The 18,752-nt window shown below is 73.9% G+C and carries 14 protein-coding genes; 8 read left to right on the top strand and 6 right to left on the bottom strand.

Annotated features, from left to right (window positions below; genetic code table 11):
• Nucleotides 1-15: 15 nt before the first annotated feature.
• The 3 genes from ACIBNE_RS03095 to ACIBNE_RS03085 form a co-directional block, all read right to left on the bottom strand.
• Nucleotides 16-945 (bottom strand): M56 family metallopeptidase, encoded by a 930-nt coding sequence (locus tag ACIBNE_RS03095; RefSeq protein ID WP_399268870.1) that lies wholly within the window; start codon nucleotides 943-945, stop codon nucleotides 16-18.
• Between the two features lie 5 nt (nucleotides 946-950).
• Nucleotides 951-1,373 carry a BlaI/MecI/CopY family transcriptional regulator gene (locus ACIBNE_RS03090; RefSeq protein WP_399268868.1) on the bottom strand — a complete coding sequence of 141 codons (423 nt, stop codon included), beginning with the start codon at nucleotides 1,371-1,373 and terminating at the stop codon, nucleotides 951-953.
• Between the two features lie 128 nt (nucleotides 1,374-1,501).
• Complete coding sequence (locus tag ACIBNE_RS03085; protein ID WP_399268866.1) at nucleotides 1,502-2,311, bottom strand: helix-turn-helix domain-containing protein; 810 nt, start codon at nucleotides 2,309-2,311, stop codon at nucleotides 1,502-1,504.
• 136 nt (nucleotides 2,312-2,447) lie between these two features.
• Between ACIBNE_RS03085 and ACIBNE_RS03080 the strand changes: the two genes are divergently transcribed.
• From ACIBNE_RS03080 to ACIBNE_RS03065, 4 genes are read left to right on the top strand one after another with little or no spacing between them, the layout of a single operon-like run.
• Nucleotides 2,448-3,494: a FecCD family ABC transporter permease gene (locus tag ACIBNE_RS03080; RefSeq protein ID WP_399268864.1), complete on the top strand. Its 1,047-nt coding sequence runs from the start codon at nucleotides 2,448-2,450 to the stop codon at nucleotides 3,492-3,494.
• Between the two features lie 5 nt (nucleotides 3,495-3,499).
• Nucleotides 3,500-4,615 (top strand): FecCD family ABC transporter permease, encoded by a 1,116-nt coding sequence (locus tag ACIBNE_RS03075; RefSeq protein WP_399268862.1) that lies wholly within the window; start codon nucleotides 3,500-3,502, stop codon nucleotides 4,613-4,615.
• 26 nt (nucleotides 4,616-4,641) lie between these two features.
• Nucleotides 4,642-5,505, top strand: coding sequence for an ABC transporter ATP-binding protein (locus ACIBNE_RS03070; protein ID WP_399268860.1), 864 nt, complete (start codon nucleotides 4,642-4,644; stop codon nucleotides 5,503-5,505).
• A 10-nt stretch (nucleotides 5,506-5,515) separates the two neighbouring features.
• Entirely contained in the window at nucleotides 5,516-6,595 is a 1,080-nt protein-coding gene (locus tag ACIBNE_RS03065; protein WP_399268858.1) for an ABC transporter substrate-binding protein, read from the top strand.
• 48 nt (nucleotides 6,596-6,643) lie between these two features.
• Here the strand turns inward: ACIBNE_RS03065 and ACIBNE_RS03060 are convergent, their stop codons facing one another.
• Both ACIBNE_RS03060 and ACIBNE_RS03055 read right to left on the bottom strand, forming a co-directional pair.
• Nucleotides 6,644-8,338, bottom strand: a complete 1,695-nt coding sequence (locus tag ACIBNE_RS03060) for an ABC transporter ATP-binding protein (protein ID WP_399268856.1) — start codon at nucleotides 8,336-8,338, stop codon at nucleotides 6,644-6,646.
• Entirely contained in the window at nucleotides 8,331-10,019 is a 1,689-nt protein-coding gene (locus tag ACIBNE_RS03055) for an ATP-binding cassette domain-containing protein (RefSeq protein WP_399268854.1), read from the bottom strand. The genes ACIBNE_RS03060 and ACIBNE_RS03055 overlap by 8 nt, the downstream gene beginning before the upstream one ends.
• 201 nt (nucleotides 10,020-10,220) lie before the next feature.
• Between ACIBNE_RS03055 and ACIBNE_RS03050 the strand changes: the two genes are divergently transcribed.
• Nucleotides 10,221-12,092, top strand: coding sequence for an SIP domain-containing protein (locus ACIBNE_RS03050; RefSeq protein ID WP_399268851.1), 1,872 nt, complete (start codon nucleotides 10,221-10,223; stop codon nucleotides 12,090-12,092).
• Nucleotides 12,093-12,192: 100 nt separating this feature from the next.
• On the opposite strand, the gene ACIBNE_RS03045 is transcribed toward ACIBNE_RS03050, so the two are convergent.
• The gene (locus ACIBNE_RS03045; protein WP_399268850.1) at nucleotides 12,193-13,179 is read right to left on the bottom strand and encodes a LysR family transcriptional regulator; all 987 of its coding nucleotides are present in this window, start codon (nucleotides 13,177-13,179) and stop codon (nucleotides 12,193-12,195) included.
• 167 nt (nucleotides 13,180-13,346) lie between these two features.
• On the opposite strand from ACIBNE_RS03045, the gene ACIBNE_RS03040 reads away from it, so the two are divergent.
• The 3 genes from ACIBNE_RS03040 (at nucleotide 13,347) to ACIBNE_RS03030 (ending at nucleotide 18,557) form a co-directional block, all read left to right on the top strand.
• The gene (locus tag ACIBNE_RS03040) at nucleotides 13,347-16,820 is read left to right on the top strand and encodes a M28 family peptidase (protein ID WP_399268848.1); all 3,474 of its coding nucleotides are present in this window, start codon (nucleotides 13,347-13,349) and stop codon (nucleotides 16,818-16,820) included.
• A 109-nt stretch (nucleotides 16,821-16,929) separates the two neighbouring features.
• A complete protein-coding gene (locus tag ACIBNE_RS03035; protein ID WP_399268846.1) occupies nucleotides 16,930-17,289 on the top strand; it encodes a DUF779 domain-containing protein in 360 nt (119 codons plus the stop codon).
• Between the two features lie 98 nt (nucleotides 17,290-17,387).
• Nucleotides 17,388-18,557 (top strand): phosphodiester glycosidase family protein, encoded by a 1,170-nt coding sequence (locus tag ACIBNE_RS03030; protein ID WP_399270035.1) that lies wholly within the window; start codon nucleotides 17,388-17,390, stop codon nucleotides 18,555-18,557.
• The last annotated feature ends 195 nt before the right edge of the window (nucleotides 18,558-18,752 follow it).

The following is an 18,752-nucleotide window of genomic DNA, read 5'->3' as shown; positions in this document are numbered from 1 at the left end:
GTATCCGCGCCGTCACTACATCTGTGTCGCCGCGTGCAGGATGAAGAAGAGGGTGACGGCGGAGTTCGCCGAGGACAGCGCGGCCGCCGTCGTGCCCGCGGCCGCGCCCCACGCGGCCAGGCCCACCGCCGTGGAGGCCGGCGGCCACACCCGCCCCGCCGGGGCCGGGCCCAGCAGGGCGGCGACCCGGCGCGGCACGGGGCCCGCTGCGGCGAAGTGCGCGAGCGTCGCGACGGGGGCGCCGCGCGAGATCAGCGCGGCCTTGCCGATCGCCCGCGCGACCGTGCGCCGGCTGCCGATGTGCGCCGCGGCCTCCTCGTCGGCCCACCGTTCGGCGGTGTAGCGGACGGCGGTGCGCAGCGGCCGCAGGAACGGGTTGGCCCGCGCGGCCAGCTCGACCACGAGCAGCGCCTTGTGGTGCCCGGCGGCCAGATGGGCCCGCTCGTGGGCGAACAGGGCCCGCCGCTCCCCCGGTTCGAGCCCGGCCAGCATGCCCCTGCTCACCACGACGCGGTCCCGGGCGCCGGGCAGCGCGTAGGCGTACGGCAGGGCGTCGGGGAGCACCGCGACGGACGTCGCGGGCAGTCCGCGCAGGGCGCGCCCGGCCGCGCGGCGCACCCGCCGGTGGCGCCGCACGGTGCGCAGGCCCGACACGAGCACGGCGAGCAGCGCGGGAATGGCGAGGGGGCCCGCCACCTCGTCGTACGGGACGGCGGCGCGCACCTCGGGGTCCGACCAGCCGTCGGGCAGCGGGTTGCCGGGGAGCTGGGCGGTGCCGACCACCATCAGCAGGGCCAGGCACAGGGTGCTGCACACCGCGAAGACGGCCGCGACGACGGTGAGCAGACGCGTCGCCGTCCTGGGGTGCAGCCGGTGTTCGCCGAGGCGGGCGATGGGCCAGGCGGTGAGGGGCAGTACCAGCGGAAGGAAGACGAAGACTCCCACGGCGGCTAGCGCTCCTTCTCTTGTGGCTCTTCCGGCTCTTCCGGGTGCGGGGAAAGCAGGCCGCGCAGCAGTTCCTCGTCGCCGGGCGACAGCGCGGTCAGGAAGCTCGCCAGGACGGCGCCGCGGTCGCTCTCGCCCTCCAGGACCCGGCGCATCCGCAGCGCGGCGAGCCCCGCCCCGTCGGCCGTCGCCGTCCATTCGAAGGAGCGGCCCACCCGTTCCCTGGACACCGCGCCCTTGGCGTGCAGCCTGGTCAGGATGGTCATGACCGTGGTGTACGCGAGGTCGCCGCCGAGCCGCTCCTGCACCCAGCCCGCCGTCACCGCGCCCGGCGCCCGGCTCAGCGCCGCGAGCACCTGGGCCTCCAGCTCGCCCTGGCCCCTGCGGCGCGCGGGCTCGTCGGTGCCGTCTCCGTTGCGGTACGTCATGACACCGTCCTCCCGCCTGCCGTGTGCCGGCCGTTCGCCTGCCGGTCGCTCCCGTGCGCACGGGAGCGGTTCATCGTACAGAGACGCGGGGGCGCGGGGGCGCGGGTGCCCGAAGGATCGGGGCGCGGTCAGGCCGAGTGGTCCAGGTGCCGCTTCACGAACGCGCCCGGCGTCTGCCCGAAGTACCTGCGGAAGGCCAGGATGTAGCCGTTGGTGCTGACGAAGCCCACCCGGGCGGCCACCGCGCCCACCAACTGCCCCTGTTCCAGCAGGCCCAGCGAGTGGTTGAGGCGCAGCCTGGTGCGCCACTCCGAGAAGGCCATGCCCGTCTCGGCGCGGAACGCCCGGCGCAGGCTGGTCGAGCTGGTGTAGAGCTCGGCCGCCCACTCGGTGGCGGTGCGCGCGTCGCTCGGCGTACGGGCCAGCTCCTGCGCCACGAGCGCGGCCGTGCGACTGGTGGGCCGGGGCAGGGGCAGCGCGGCGGGGTGCTCGGTCCGCAGGGCGGCGAAGACCTCCGGGTCGTTCTCGGCGGCACCGGTGGAGCGCATCCGGGCCAGCAGCAGCCGCCGCTGCGCGCCGGTGACGTTCAGGGCGGCGGCGTCGGAGTGCGGGAGCGCGAAGAGGTCGGCGTCGAAGTTCTCCACCACGATCAGCGACTCGCTGTCGAAACGGGCGCTGTGCGGCAGACCCGCCGGGATCCACAGGGCGACGGACGCGGAGAGTTCGTGGTCGCGCCCCCGCGCCGAGACCACGATCCGGCCCACCGGGACGTAGAGGAACTGGTGGAAGTCGTGGACGTGCGGCGGATGGCCGCCCTCGGCGATGAAGTCCTCGTCGGCGAGCGGCACGGCGAACGCCCGCGCCCCCGCGTCGGCGAGGAGCCCGCCGGGCACCCCCGCCCTGTCGTCGCGCACTGGGCGCAGCGCTGTTTCGGCCACGGAATCCTCCCCCGGAGCCGGCCCGGTCGGCTGACCCCTGATTGTGAACGGTTCGCCTCCGGCCTTGGACCGGCCCCGTCGAGGTAAGGCTAGCCTAACTTGTGCGCTTGCCCAGGTGAGGAGCCCCGGAACACTCATGACACAGACCGCCCTGCCCGCCGCGCCGCCGACGGCACCCGCCAGGACGAAGTCCTCGCGCGGGGTGCCCGTCGCGGTGCTCGCGGGCCTGACCCTGACCGCCCTGGTGGTCGCCAGCATCGGACTCGGTGCCCGCGACATCTCACCGGCACAGGTCCTCGACATCCTGCTGCGTCCCCACGGGGGCGGCTACGACAGCGACGTGCTGTGGAGCGAACGCATCCCCCGCACGCTGCTGGGCGTCGCCGTCGGCGCCTCGCTCGGGGCGTCGGGACTCGTGATGCAGGCCCTGACCGTCAACCCGCTCGCCGACCCGGGCATCCTCGGGATCGAACAGGGTGCGGCGCTCTTCGTCGTGCTGGGCATCCTGTTCCTCGACTTCTCGGGCGTCGGCGGCTACTTCTGGGCGGCCTTCGCCGGGTCGGGCGTCACCTTCCTGGTCGTGTACCTCATCGGCACCCGCAGGGGGGCGGGCTCTCCGGCCGTCGGCCTCGTCCTGGCCGGGGTCGCCGTCGCCGCCGTGATGTCCTCGGTCATCACGCTGCTCGTGGTGCGCGACGAGGCCGCCTTCTCGCACCTGCGGTTCTGGTCGGTGGGCCAGCTGACGGGACGGGCCGGATTCCTCGCGGAGGCCGCCCCGTTCATGCTGGCGGGCCTGCTGCTCGTGCTGCCGCTCGGCCGCACGCTCAACGTGCTGAGCCTGGGCGACGAGACGGCGCTCGGCCTCGGGGTGCGCGTCGGCCGCGCCCGGCTGCTGTGCGCGTCCGTCGCCGTCCTGCTGTGCGCCGCCGCGACCGCGGCCGTCGGCCCCGTCGCCTTCGTCGGCCTGGTCGCCGCGCACTGCGCGCGGCTGCTCGTGGGCGCCGACCACCGCTGGTCGCTGCCGCTGTCCATGGTGTGCGGCGCCGCGCTGCTCGTCGGCGCGGACACCGCGGGCCGCCTGGTCGTGGACCACGGCGAGATCCAGGTCTCGGTGATGACCGCGCTCGTGGGCACGCCGTTCTTCCTGTGGCTGGCCCGCCGCGGCGACTCGGTACGGGTGTGAGGCACATGACCCTCCTGCCCACCGAGGGGCCCACCACGAGGCCCGCCGCGAGGCCCGCCACCGCGCCCGAGCCGACACGCGGCCGCGAAGCCGTCGCCGCCGGGCTGCGCCGCACCCACCGCGTCCGGGGCCGACGCGCCCTGGTCACCGCCCTCGTCCTGGTCCTGGCCCTGGCCGGACTGCTCGCGGCGTCGCTGCTCCTGGAGCTGAACAGCCGGATTCCGGGCGGGGACGTGCTGCCCGCCGCGTTCGGCCTGCGCGAGGGGCTCGCGGACTACGTGATCCACCGCATCCGGCTGCCCAGGGCGCTGACCGCGCTGCTCGCCGGTGGCCTCTTCGGCCTGTCGGGGGCGCTCTACCAGCGCCTGATCCGCAACCCGCTCGCCACGCCCGACATCATCGGCATCTCGGCGGGCGCCGGTGCGGGCGCCTGCACCGTCCTGCTGTTCGCCCCGGCCTTCGTCCAGGGCCCGCAGGCCGCCGCGCTCGCCGGGTCCTTCGGGCTCGTGGCGCTGCTGCTCGTGCTCAGCCGCAGGAACGGCGCCGTCGACACGTACCGGCTGGTGCTGGTCGGCATCGGCATGAGCGGCATCTGTGTGGCGTACGTGAACTACCTGTTCACCGTCGCCGGGACGCAGGGCGTCGCCCAGATGCTGCGCTGGCTCGTCGGCAGCACCAACGACGCGTCCTGGGACGGCGTCCGGACCCTCGCGGTCTCGCTCGCCGTCTGCGGCGGCTGCGCCGCGCTGCTCGGCCGGCCCCTGGGCGGCCTGGCGCTCGGCGACCAGCTCGCCGCCGGGCTCGGGACGCGGGTGGCCGCGACCCGCACGGCGACCCTGCTGCTCGGCGCGGCCGCGGCCGCGCTCGCCACCAGCGTCACGGGACCCATCGGCTTCGTCTCGCTGATCAGCGGCCCCATCGCCGTGCGGCTCGTGGGCGCCGACCGGGCCGTGGCGCTCGCGGTGCCGACGGGCGCGGTGATCGTGCTCGGCGCCGACGTGCTCGCACAGCACGCCCCGCTGGTCAGCCCCGTGCCGACCGGAGTGCTCACCGCGCTCATCGGCGCCCCCTACTTCGTCCTGCTGCTCCTGCGCCGCCGTTCCCCGGGAGCCCCGTCGTGAGAACCCCCGCCCCGAGGAAACCCGCCATGGAGCCCGCCGTGTCCACCGATCGCACTGATTCCACCGATTCCACTGACTTCGTCGATTCCGCCGCGTCCGGCACCTGCCTCGAAGCCCGGGACATCACCGCGGGCTACGGCGCTCGCCCCGTCGTCCAGGGGCTGTCACTCGCCGTGGAGAGCGGCCGGATCACCGCGCTGGTGGGCCCCAACGCCTGCGGCAAGTCGACGCTGCTGAAGTCCGTCGCCCGGCTGCTGCCCGTCGCCGCGGGCACGGTCCTGCTCGACGGCCGGGACATCCACCGCCTGCCCACCCGGGAGGTGGCCCGCCGTCTCGGCATCCTGCCGCAGACGCCCGTCGCACCCGAGGGAATCACCGTGGGCGACCTGGTCTGGCGGGGCCGCCATCCGCACCGGCAGTTCGGCAGGCGCCGCACCGGGGCCGACGACGCGTTGATCGCGGACGCCCTGCTGGCCACCGGGACGGCCGAGCTGGCCGACCGGCCCGTCGACGAGCTGTCGGGCGGCCAGCGCCAGCGCGTCTGGATCGCCCTGGCGCTGGCCCAGGACACTCCCGTCCTGCTGCTCGACGAGCCCACCACCTACCTCGACGTGGCCCATCAGATCGAGGTCATGGACCTGCTGGCCGACCTCAACGAACAGACCGGCAAGACGATCGTGCTGGTCTCGCACGACCTCAACCAGGCCGCGCTGTACGCCTCGACGATCGTCGCGATGCGCGACGGGCGCATCGTGCGCCAGGGGCCGCCCGAGGACGTGCTCACCGTGGAGACCGTCTCCGAGGTGTTCGGCCTCGACTGCCTCGTCGTCCCCCATCCCCGTTCCGACCGGCCCCAGGTCTTCCCCCTGGGCCGCCGCAACCCCGCGTAGGAGAAACACCGTGCCGACCACCCCCGCACGCCCCACCACCACACGCACCACCACCGCCGCCGCACGCCGCCGTCCGGCCCGCGCCCTCGCCGCCGCCGCCGCGCTCAGCACCTGCCTCGGCCTGCTCACCGCCTGCGGCACGGCCGACGACGGGGCCAAGTCGCCCGCGGGCGCCGTCGGCGACCGCACCGCGGGCTTCCCCGTCTCCCTCACCAACGCCTGGGGAAAGACCGAGATCCCCACCAGGCCCCTGCGCGTGGCGACCACGTCGGACGGGGACACCGCGATCGCCCTCGCGCTCGGCATCGTGCCGGTGATCACCCCCGACATCGAGGACGGCGACCCGGTCGCCGAGTTCAAGCAGCGCGCCATCGACAAGCTCGGTGCGGGCAAGCTCAAGACGTACGACGACACCGACGGCACCGCCTACGAGGAGATAGCCGCCGAGGACCCCGACGTCATCCTCGGCATGAACTCCTGGTCGATGCAGGCGGACTACACCAAGCTCACGCCCATCGCGCCCGTGGTCACCTTCACCGACAAGAAGCACGCGGACACCCTGACCTGGCAGGAGCGGCTGCGCACGGCCGCCAAGGCGCTCGGCCGCACCGCCGAGGCCGAGAAGGTCATCGCGGCGAACGCCCGCACCACGGCGCGCGCGGCGGCGGCGCACCCCGAGTTCAAGGGCAAGAAGTACACGTACGCGGTCGTGCACCCGGAGCAGATCAGCTTCATGTCGTACGCCGCCCAGGACCCCGGCGTCTTCGAGAGCCTGGGGCTCGCCAAGACCGACAAGGCCCGCGACTACGGCCCCGACAAGAACGCCGTGAGCCTGGAGAACCTCGACCAGCTCGACGCCGACGTGCTGCTGCTCACCTACCCGTTCGGCGACAAGGGCGTGCTGAGCCCGGCGGAGCTGGAGGGCAACAAGCTCTTCAAGTCGCTGAACGCGGTGAAGAACAAGCACTTCGCCGTGGTGCCGTCCGAGAACTCCCTGGCGACGGCCATGGCCTACCCGGACGCGCTGAGCGCTCCGTGGGTGACCGAGGAGCTCACGCCGATCCTGGCGAAGGCCGTGGCGGGCGGGTAGCCGCCCCGGGGCGGGCGCCGGGCCCGCGCACCTGCCCGCCGGAGTGCGTCACCACGTGTCCTTCGAGACCGTGACGCGCCCGGCGGGCATCGTCAGCTTCCGGTGCCCGCGCGCGATGGTGTCGGCCCGGTGCGCGATGACGACCAGCGCGCGGTCCGCGGCCGCCGCCGACAGCGCCTCCTCGATCCTGGCCGCCGTCGCGCGGTCCACTCCGGCCGTCGCCTCGTCCAGGATCAGCACGGCCGGGTCGGTGAGCGCGGCGCGCGCGATGGCCGCCAGCTGCCGCTCCCCCGCCGACAGGGTGCGCGGACCGACCCGGGTGTCCAGGCCGTCGGGCAGCGACGCGACCCACCGGGCGAGACCCAGCCGGTCGAGCGTCCGCTCGATGCGGGCCCGGTCGGGGCGGCTCCCGGTCAGGGCGAGGTTCTCCGCGAGGGTCCCCCGCACCAGCGCCACCTCCTGCGGAACGAGCACGATCCGGGCGCGCAGCCGGGCCTCGTCCAGCGCGGCGAGGTCGTGTCCCGCGTAGCTGACGGTGCCCCGGTCGGGCCGGTACAGCCCGGCCAGCAGCTTGCCGAGCGTGGACTTGCCCGACCCCGTCCCGCCCACGACGACCAGCCGGTCGCCGCGCCGCACGGTCAGCGAGAGGCCGGACAGGACCTGCTGCCCCTGGCGGTACGCGAAGTCGACGCCGTCCAGCACGAGTTCGCCCCGCTCGGGCAGCGGGTCCCGTTCGGCGGATCCGGCCGGTCCGTGCGGCGCCGTCGCCCGTACGAGGTCGAGCAGCCGGGCCAGGCGCACGTGCGCCTCGCGGGCGTCGCCGATCGAACCCGCCAAGTCCTCGAAGCGGTGCAGGACGTCCCGCGTGGCCAGCACGAACACCACGGCCGTACCCACGGTCAGCAGCCCGCGCCCGACCAGCGCCGCGCCCGCCACCAGCAGGAGCGCCACGCATCCCGCCTGGAGCAGCGCGAGCTGATTGAGCCTCAGCTCGGCGCGCACCTGACGCTCGCGGGCCCGCAGCAGCCGCTCGTTGTCGCCTTCGAACCGTTCGAGCCAGCGCGGCACCCCGCCGGAGGTGCGCAACTCCTCCTGTGCGGGCAGGGATTCGCCGAACCGCGCCGCGACCGCCGACTCCGCGGCGGCGACGGACGCGTACGCGGGCCCGGCGCCCGCGTGGAACCTCCGCACGATCGCGTACGCCGCCGGGGCGAAGGCGAAGAGCAGCATCAGCGTCAACTGCCAGGAGTACGCGGTCAGTACGACCGCCGTGAGTCCGAGCACGGTCACCGAGGTGACCAGGTCGGGCAGCGTGCCGCCGACGAAGGAGGCGAGCCCCGCGACCTCGCCGGTCAGCCTGCGCACCAGGTCGCCGCTGCGGTGGGCCTCGACGAACCGCAGGGGCGCGGCGCCGACCGCCGCGACGGCCCGCTCCCTGAGCCGGGCCAGGACGTGTTCGCCGGTGCGGACCAGGAAGTAGCGCGAGGCCCAGGCGGTCGCCCCGCTCGTCACGACGCACAGCAGCAGGACCAGCGCCCAGCGGACCAGGCCGTCCCGGTCGCCGCCGCCCGCCGCGTCCACGGCGCGCCCGATGCAGGCGGTGACGCCGACGGCCAGGGCGGCCGCGGCGAGGTTGAGGGCGACGGTGAGCGCGAGGGCCGCGCGGTGCCCGGCGACGAAGGGCAGTGCGCGACGGAACACGGCCTTCTGGTCGGGGAGTTCGGCGAGTACGGGCTCAGACATGGCGCACGGTCTCCAGGGGGTCGCGGGGGTCGCTCTCGTCGTCCGGCGCCGCGATGCCGACGACGATCTCGCGGTCGGCCAGGGCGCGGACCGCGGGTGAGTGGGAGGCGATGAGGACGACCCGGTCCGCGGTGGCCGCGCGCAACCGGGCCAGGACCTCGGCCTCGGTCGCGGCGTCCAGCGCCGAGGTGAAGTCGTCGAGCAGCAGGACCGGGCTGCCCCGCAGCAACGTCCGCGCGAGTGCGACGAGTTGGCGCTGCCCGCCGGAGAGCGCGCCGCCGTGCTCGCCGACCGGCGCGGCCGTGCCGCCCACGACGCCCGCCAGGGCGATGTCGAGCCCGGCGACCGCGGTGGCCTTCGCGAGTTCGGCCGCCGGTCGGTCCCCGCCGAGCAGCAGGTTGTCGGTGACGGTGCCGTCGAGCAGCAGCGGGCGTTCGGGCACGTAACCCAGCGTCTCGTACAGCCGGTCGGGGTGGACGTCCGCGAGGTCGCGCCCGGCGAAGCGGACCGTGCCGTCGGCCGGTACGAGCCGGGCGACGGCCCGCAGCAGGGTGCTCTTGCCACCGCCGGTCGGCCCGGTGAGCACGATCCACTCGCCGGGCCCGGCCGTCAGGTCGAGCGGCCCCACCGGCGCCCGCCGCTCGCGCCGCACGACCAGCCCGGCGATCTCCAGGATGCCGCGCGGCGCCAGTGCGGCCGCCGGGTCGCCGCCCGGTGCGGGCAGTTCCAGCACCTCGCTGATGCGCGCCGCGGCGACCAGGGCCTCGGCCCGGTCCCCCAGGCGGTCGACGGCCACGTTGACGGCGACCGACACCGTGCCCATCCACAGTGCGAACGCCGTCAGTTGGCCGACCGTGATCCGGCCGTCCGCGGCGGCGGCCCCGCCCGCCAGCAGTCCGCCGACCACGGCGAGCAGCGGCACCACGAAGGCGACCGCCTCCCAGGCCGCGCCGACCCCGGCGAGCCCCAGCGTGCGGTGCGTGATCCGTGCGCTGTGCCGGTGGTGGCGCTCGACCATCAGCCGGTCGGCGCCCACTCCGCGCAGCGACAGGAGCCCGGCGAGGAGTTCCTCGACGGTGCTGCCGCGCCTGCCGTGGGCCCGCGACAGCTTCTCGGCGCGGCGGGCGAACAGCGGCGGGAAGAAGCGGTTCACGACCAGGAGGACCGGCACGGTGGCGGCCGCGACGAGCAGCAGCAGCGGGTCGAGGCCGAAGAGGGCGGGGCACAGGAGCAGCGCGGTGAGCCCGATGACCACCCAGGCGGTCAGCCCGTGCACCCAGGCGAGCACCGCGTCCACGTCGCGTCCCGCGCGCACCGCGAGGTCGCCGGTGCGGTCGGCGTCGCCGCGGAGGGTCTCGGTGTCCACGGCGAGCACGGCGCCGAGCATCCGGGTGCGCAGCCGGGCCCCGGTGCGGGCCTCCGCGAGGTTGCTCCACAGCTGCCAGCCGCGCATGCCGGCGTACTCGGCGGTGGCGGCGAGCAGGAAGACGGCGGCCCAGGCCGCGGTGGCGGTGGTGTCGCCGCCGCGCACGCCGCTGTCGACGGCGCGGCCGAGCAGCCAGGGCAGGGAGAGGAAGGCGAGCTGGCGCAGCACCGCCCAGCCGACGGAGCGCAGGAGCTCGGGGCGGGCGTGGAGCAGGCACTGGCGCAGGAGCCGGGAGGCCGGGGATCGGGAGGACACCGTGGTGACCGTAGGCGCGGGCGGCGGGTCCCGGTCGAAACGGGCGGGCCGGTTCGTCGAACGCGGCGCCCGACTCCACTCGCGGCCCCGTCGGCGGTGGGTCGCGCGGTGGGCTCGGTCCGGTCCTTCGCTTGGATGCGGCGGCGCCGTGCGCGCCTAGCCTGACCGGGCCCGGCCGACCGCCCCGAAGGAGCCTCGAAGATGCCCAGCCGCAGTCCCCGTACCGTCGTCACGTTCCCCATCGTGCTGAGGGAGCTGACCGTGCTGCGCGTCGCGGACGTCACGCCCGGCATGCGGCGGGTGACGCTCGGCGGCCCGCAGCTTCGGGCCTTCCGCAAGGACGGCCTGGACCTGCCGCCGCTGCGCACCGAGGGCTTCGACGACCACGTCAAGTTCTTCTTCGCCGAGGAGGGCGCGGAGCCCGTGCTGCCCCGGCAGAACGTGAGCAGCCTGGACTGGCCGGCCGACGGGCGCCCGCTGGCCAAGGACTACACGCCGGTGCGGTTCGACCCGGAGGCCGGCGAGATCGACTTCGACTTCGTGCGCCACCCGGGCGGGGTCGCCTCGTCGTGGGCACAGCGCGTGGAGCCGGGTGACGTCACCTGGATCGCCGGGCCGAAGATGTCGCACAGCCTGCCCGTCGGCACCGACTGGCTGCTGCTGGTCGGTGACGAGACCGCGCTCCCGGCCGTCGCGCGGTGCCTCGCGGAACTGCCCGCGGGCACCAGGGTGCGGGCGTTCGTCGAGGTCGGCGAGGAGAGCCACCGCCAGGAGCTGCCGACGGCGGCGGACGCCGAGGTCACCTGGCTGGTACGGGCCGGTGCCCCGGCCGGGACCACGGACCTGCTGGAGCGGGCCGTACGGGACATGGAGTGGCTGCCCGGCACGGTCTTCGCCTGGGTCGCGGGCGAGGCGACGGCCCTCAAGGGGATCCGGCGCCACCTCTCGGTGGACCGCGGGGTGCCGCGCGAGCACACGGACATCACCGGTTACTGGCGTCGCACCGGGGCGGCGGCCGTCGCGTCCCCGGGCCACGCGTCCCCGGACGGCGCGGCGGACGGGGCCGTGTCCCCGGACGGGGCGCAGGACGCCCACGAGCGGCTGCACGAGCTGACGGACCTCGCGCCAGGCCTGGCGATCCGCGCCGCCGTCACGCTCGGTCTGATCGGCCTCGTCCACGAAGGCGTGGGCGACGCGGCGGAGTTGGCCCGCCGCGTGGGCACCGGCCCCCGCACGGTCCGCGCGCTCCTCGACTACCTCACGGACCTGGACGTCTGCGCGCGCGATGCGGGCGGGTACCGGCTGGCTCCGGTGGGCGAGGAACTCGTCGAGGACGGCCACTCCCTCCAGGAGTACGACCTGCGCGGCGCCGACGCGGCGTTGGAGCTGGCGCTCGCGGGGCTCGCGGACACGGTGCTCACCGGCGGGTCCCGGGTGCGGACGCCCTCGGGCGAGCCGCTGGCCGACGCGCTGCGCACCGACGCGGCGCTCGGCGGTTCGGCCCGCCGCACCGTGGAGGAGGAGGCGCGGTGGATCGCGCCCGGCACGGTGGGGGCGTACGACTGGTCGTCCGTGCCGCGGCTGACCGCCGCCGGGCAGGGCGCGGGGACCGTGGTGAACGCCCTGGTGAAGGCGTTCCCCGCGCTGCGGGTGCGGATCGGCGCGCTGCCCTCGGAGCTGGACGTGCTCGGCGGGCAGGTGCTCGACGCGGACGTGCTGCCGCGGGTCGAACTCGTCCCGCACACCGAGCCCGTGCCGCCGGGCGCGGAGACCCTGCTGCTCTGCCGCTTCCTGGAGCGGCTGCCCGCCGATGACGCGGTGTTCACGCTGCGCGAGGCGGCGCTCTCCCTCCCAGTCGGCGCCGAACTGGTGCTGGTGGAAAGGGTGGTGGCGGCCGACCCCGACGACCTGGACGACGCGCTGCACCACCTGCGCCTGACGGCGGCCTTCGGCTCGGGGCTGCGCACCGAGGAGGAGCTGACCGCCCTCGCCGTGCGGGCGGGGCTGCGGGTGACCGCGTGCCGCGACATCGGCTGGGACCACCGGCTGTGGGTGCTCACCACGGCCCGGTGACCACGGCGTCGGGGCGGCGGGCCCGGCGTGGAGGCAGTGGGCCCGGCGTCGGGGGCGGTGGGCCCGGCGGCCAACCATGTGTACGCTGAATTTCGGACGTTCAGCCGCTCGCGGGCCCTGTGGGCGCCGCGCCCGTGACGGGGTGCAGCTCCGGATGGGCGTCCCACCACTCCCGGTGGAAGGCGTTGTTGGCGACGTTGGCGAGGTAGGCGCGGGCCGCCGCCTCGTACAGCAGCTCCGCCTGGCCCGCCGAGACCGAGGAGCGGTGCCAGGCGAGCCGGATGCGCCCGGTGATCGGGTCGCCCGCGATCGGGCGGACGACGGTGCCCTCCGCCTTCGGCGCCGTGGGCTGGCTCAGGGCGATCGCCCGGCCCGCCGCGATCAGGTTGTAGTGCATCTTGCGGTCCGCGATGCGGTAGCGCAGCGAGGGGGCGAACCCGGCCCTGGCGCAGGCGTCGTGGAGCGCCTCGGGCCCGCCGTCGTCGTCCTCGACCAGGGTCATCCAGGCCTCGCCCGCGAGGTCGGCCAGGTCGATCCGCTCCCGGCCCGCGAGCGGGTGCTGGGCCGACATGCGGATGGCGAACGGCTCCTTGAGGACCAGGGTCCTGGCCATCGCCCCTTCGGGCAGCGGGACTTCGTGGTCGTTCACCTCGCCGTACACGATGGCGTCATAGCGTCCGGCGCCGAGCATCCTGGTCAGCGCGGTCACCGAGTGCTCCAGGTCGACGGTGATCTCCTGGCCCGACATCGACTTGTCGGTCTGCTCCAGCAGGTCGTCCAGGAGCACGAGCAGGATGCAGCCGAGCCGCAGCGGCGTGTCGGCCGCGATGGCCCGCGCCTCGGAGCCGAGCGCGTCCATCTCGCTGAGCACCCGCCGGGCCCTGGCCAGCACGAACTGCCCCAGCACCGTGGGCTCCATGCCCTTGCGCGTCCGCACGAACAGCTCGCCGCCCGTGACCCGCTCGATCCTGCGCAGCTGAGCGGAGAGCGAGGGTTGGGACACCCCCAGCCGACGAGCCGCGCGACCCAGACTGCCGGCCTCCGCTATGCGGCAGACCGCCTGTAGATGTCTCAACTCCAGCTGCATTTTGCTCAGCGTACGCAGCTCGACACCGGCGCACCATAACTCCCGCCCTATGCCCGGATGAGATGTACCTGACTAGTCATGTCCACGCTCATACTGCGCGATGAACCAATCCCCCACGATCGGAGTGGACCTTGCGCCCCCTCAGATTCTCGGCCGCGGTGGCAGCGATGGCGCTGACCGCCGGCCTCACCGGCACCTTCGCCGGTGCGGCCACGGCCGTACAACAGCCCGACCAGTCACAGAACAAGCAACAGACCCCGCTGGCACGTGCGGTGGCCGCCGCCGACCTGGCCGTCCGCAGTGGCTTCGACACCCTCGTCAACTCCGCGTCCGAGCAGTACGAGCGGCGTCAGGTCACCCCCTGGGTGAAGGACCTGTACTCCGTGGCGTACGAGCGCAGCTACCGCGGCCTGCCGGTCGTCGGCGGCGACGCGGTGGTCCTCGCCGACGGCGACGGTGACGTACGTGCCGTGCAGTCCGCTTCCTCCGTGCAGATCGACGTGGCCACCACCCCCGAGGTGACCGCGAAGGCGGCCGAGACCAGGTCGCGCGCGAAACTGGCCAAGGTCGACAAGGTCGTCGAGAGCCGCCTCGTGGTGCGGCTCAAGGACGACAAGCCGGTCCTCGCCTGGGAGACCGTGCTCACCGGGCGCACCAAGTCCGCTCCCAGCAAGATGCACGTCTTCGTCGACGCGCGCACCGGCAAGGTCGTCGACTCCTACGACGACGTGGCCGCGGGCACGATCAACAGCAAGTGGAACGGCCCGCCCACGCTCTCCATCGACACCACCAACTCCAACGGCACCTACTCGCTGCGCGACCCGAACCGCACCGGCCTCAGCTGCGCCGACTACAGCGGCGGCCAGGTCTTCAGCAAGTCCACCGACTCCTGGGGCAACGGCAACCCCACCTCCAAGGAGACCGGCTGCGCGGACCTGATGTTCGCCGCGCAGAAGCAGTGGGACATGCTCAAGAACTGGCTGGGGCGCAACGGCGTCAACGGCAGCGGCCGCACCTTCCCCGCCAAGGTCGGGCTCAACGAGCTCAACGCCTACTGGGACGGCAGCTCGGTCACGATCGGCCGCAACAACGCCAACGAGTGGATCGCGGGCGTCGACGTGGTGGCCCACGAGTACGGCCACGCCATCGACTCCAACACCCCCGGCGGCACCAGCGGCCAGGAGTCGGGCCTCGGCGAGGCCACCGGTGACATCTTCGGCGCGCTGACCGAGGCGTACATCAACCAGCCCTCGCCGTACGACACCCCCGACTACACCGTCGGCGAGATGATCAACCTCCAGGGCCGCGGCCCGATCCGCAACATGTACAACCCGCCGCTGGTCAACAACGACCCGGCCTGCTACAGCTCCTCGATCCCCGGCACCGAGACCCACAAGGCCGCGGGCCCGATGAACCACTGGTTCTACCTGCTGGCCGAGGGCACCAACCCGGGCGGCGGCAAGCCGACCAGCCCCACCTGCAACCAGTCCACGCTGACCGGTGTGGGCGTGCAGAACGCCGGAAAGATCTTCTACGGCGCCATGCTGCTCAAGACCAGCAGCATGTCGTACAAGAAGTACCGCACGGCGACGCTGAGTTCGGCCAAGGCGCTGGACCCGGCCACTTGCAACCTGTTCACCAAGACGAAGGCCGCGTGGGACGCGATCAGCCTGCCCGCCCAGCCCGGCGACCCGACCTGTACGCCCACCGGGCAGCAGGACGACTTCTCGATCGGCCTGAACCCGGCATCGGGCACGATCCAGCAGGGCGGCTCGGTCACCACGACCGTGTCCACCAACACCACGCAGGGCAACGCGCAGTCGGTGACGCTCAGCGCGTCCAACCTGCCCTCCGGCGTGAGCGCGACCTTCGACCCGGCGACCGTCCAGTCCGGACAGTCCTCGGTGCTGAAGCTCACCGCCACCAACAACGCGGCCCCCGGTCCGTCCACGATCACGGTCAAGGGCCAGGGCACCACGCTTTCGCACACCGCTGACTACGCGCTGACCGTGAACGGCGGCACGCCCGGCACCGACCCGCCGGACATCAGCGTCGACAACGTGCGCGCGCACCTGACCCAGTTCGGCACCATCGCCTCGCAGAACGGCGGCAACCGCCGTGCGGGCAGCGCCGGTTACACCGCGTCGCTGAACTACGTGAAGGGCAAGCTCCAGGCGGCCGGCTACACGGTCACCGAGCAGGCCTGCACCAGCTGCACCTACCCGTCGAACAACCTGATAGCCGACTGGCCCGGCGGCCCCGCCGACCAGGTCGTCATGTTCGGCGCGCACCTCGACGGCGTCTCCGCCGGCCCCGGCATCAACGACAACGCGTCGGGCTCCGCGACCCTGCTGGAGAACGCGCTCGTCCTGGCCCAGAAGAACCCGACCCTCACCAAGCACGTGCGGTTCGCCTGGTGGACGGACGAGGAGCAGGGCCTGAACGGCTCGGAGTTCTACGTCGGCAGGCTCTCCGCCACGGAGCGCGCGGCCATCAAGGCGTACTACAACTTCGACATGGTGGGCTCCACCAACGGCGGCTACTTCATCAACAACGTCAACGCCACCCAGTCCACGCACCTCAAGGCGTACTGGGACTCGCTGAACCTGTCCCCCGAGGAGAACGTCGAGGGCCAGGGCCGCAGTGACGACGCGTCCTTCAAGGCCGTCGGCATCCCCACCTCCGGCTACGCGGCCGGTGCCAGCGCCCGCAAGACCTCGGCGCAGGCCCAGAAGTGGGGCGGCACGGCGAACGCCGCGTACGACTCCTGCTACCACAGCGCCTGTGACACCACCAGCAACATCAGCCCCACGGTGCTGGACCGCAGCGCCGACGGCGTCGCGTACGCCCTGTGGAAGAGCGCCGTCGGCGGCACCCCGGCACGGGACTTCTCCATCTCCACCAACCCCGCGTCCGGTTCCGCCAAGCCCGGTGAGTCCCTCACCGCGCAGGTGAACACCACCACCGTCAGCGGCGACCCGCAGACCGTCACGCTCTCGGTCTCCGGCGCCCCCGCGGGCGTCACGGCGACGGTCAGCCCGTCGTCGGTCACCTCGGGCAACTCCGCCACGCTGACCGTCGAGGTCGGGGCGAACGCCCAGCCCGGCCCGTACACCCTGACCGTCACCGGCCAGGGCACCGCCACCCACAGCACCACGTACTCGCTGACCGTGGGCGGCACCGGCACCTGCACCCCGCGCCAGGTCGTCGCCAACGGCGACTTCGAGGCGGCGGGCGCCTCGTGGACCCAGTCGTCCACGATCATCACCAACCAGGCGGGCCAGACCCCGCACGGCGGCCGCTACATCGCGTGGCTGAACGGCTGGGGCTCGACGCACACCGACACCCTGACCCAGTCCCTGGCCATCCCGGCCGGGTGCGCCAGCTACAAGCTGTCGTTCTACCAGCACATCGACACGGCCGAGTACGAGAACGTCGCCTACGACAAGTTCACCGTGTCGATCGGCAACCAGACCCTCGACTCGTTCGACAACACGGACGCCAACTCCGGCTACGTCCTCAAGACCTACGACGTGGCGCAGTTCGCGGGCCAGACCGTGACGCTGAGGTTCAACGGCGTCGAGGACCAGTCGCTCCAGACGTCGTACGTGGTTGACGACGTCACGCTCAACGTGAGCTGACCCCTTCTCGCCCAAGGCGCCCGGCACGGGGCTTCCCGTGCCGGGCGCACTGGTGTGTGCTGCTGTGGACCGCACGCGACGGCACCTTGCCCCGAGAGGAGCGCCACAGATGGCGAAGACCCCCGACCCCGTCGAACTGACACCGGCAGCAGAGGAGTTGCTCCGCAAGCTGCGCGCGGACCACGGACCGCTGATGTTCCACCAGTCGGGCGGCTGCTGCGACGGCAGCGCCCCGATGTGCTATCAGGAAGGCGAGTTCCGCACGGGCGAATCGGACGTGCTGCTGGCGTCGCTCAAGGTCGAGGGGATGACCGAACCGGTCCCCTTCTGGATGTCCAGGAGCCAGCACGAGGTGTGGTCGCACACCCGGCTGATCGTGGACGTGGTGGAGGGCAGGGGCAGCGGCTTCTCGCTCGAAGCCCCCGAGGGCGTGCGTTTCCTCATCCGTTCCCGGCTGGTCTCCCCCTAGCTTCCCGGGTCTGGCCAACTCGACTGTGACTTGGGAGAGTTGACCGGACTCTTGGGGGGCTTGTGGACCGCTTTCGGTTACGTGCGCCGTGTGCCGCTCTGGTCGTCTGGTGCGCCCTGCTGGGGCTCGGCGCGACGCCGTCCGCCGGGGCCGTCGGCCGGGTGCGGGTCGCGCCCGGCGTGGAGTACCGGGTGTACGACGTGGCCGCGTCGCGCGGCGCCGCCCGGGTCCACGTGCTCTCCGTCGACCTGCGCGATCCCCGCGTACGGGTCGGGCTGCTGCACCCTGGGGCGGTGGCCGCCCGCGCGCCGGTTTCCGCCCTCGTCGTCGGCGGCGGTGCGGTGGCGGGCGTCAACGGGGACTTCTTCAACATCACGGAGACCCAGCACCCGGGGGTCCAGGCGACCGGCGCGCCGGTGGGCCCGGCGATCGCCGAGGGCCGGGCGCTGAAGGCGGCGGTGCCCGACGGGCAGCGGTTCGGGCCCGCGCTGCCGCCGACGACCTCGACGCGGGACGTCTTCGGCGTGGGCTACGACCGCAGGGCGCGGCAGGGCAGCCTCGCCCTGGAGGGGACGGTCACCACGCCGTCGGGACGGCTGCCGCTGGGCGGCCTCAACCAGTACGCGCTGCCGGTCGGCTCCGTGGGGGCGTTCACCGCGGACTGGGGCGCGGTGTCCCGGCAGCGCGCGGTGTGCGGCACGGACACGGACCGGGCGGCGCCGTGCACGGACGAGGCGTTCGAGGTGACGGTGCGGCGGGGGCGGGTCGTCTCGACGTCGAACGCGCCGGGCGCTGGCCCGATCGCCCGGGACACGACGGTCCTGGTGGGCCGGGAGGCGGGCGCGGCGCGGCTGCGGGGCCTGGCGGTGGGCGAGCGGGTCTCGGTCGGGCACCGTCTCGTGCCGTCCGCCCCGGGACCGCGGTTCCGCTTCGCGGTGGGCGGGTATCCGCTGCTGCGCGCGGGCGTCCCGCTGCCGGGGCTCGACGCGCGGACGGCCGCGGTGCGGTCGGCGGTCGGCAGTGCGGAGGGCGGGCGGCGGTTGCTGCTGCTGGTTCTCGACGGGGCCCCCGAGTTCCGCACCGGGCTGACGATCGCCGAAGTGGCCGACGAGTTCGTGAAGCTGGGCGCGGACGAGGGGTTCAGCCTGGACGGCGGGGGGTCGTCGACGCTGGTCGCCCCCGGGGCGGACGGGGGCGGGCCCCAGGTGCTGAACCATCCGAGCGGCGGCTCGGAACGACCCGTTCCGAACGGGATCGGGGTGTTCTGAGGGTGCCGTTGCCCCCGGGGGCGCCGTCTTTTCGCCTGCGGCGGGCCGGTCCCCTACCCGCCCCTTCCCGAAATCCTGCCGGTGGCTGGGTGGGGTGCGGGGTGGCGAGCCCGCTCGGGGTGGGTGGGTTGGTGCGGCGTGTGCCCCACCCTCGCGCAGTTCCCCGCGCCCCTTACGGGGCGCGTCCGTACCGAA

The sequence above is a fragment of the Streptomyces sp. NPDC050504 genome (assembly GCF_044458065.1).
In the GTDB taxonomy this organism is placed as follows: Bacteria; Actinomycetota; Actinomycetes; order Streptomycetales; family Streptomycetaceae; genus Streptomyces.
Note: the sequence above shows the minus strand (reverse complement) of the source record. Positions and strands in the feature narration are given on the sequence as shown.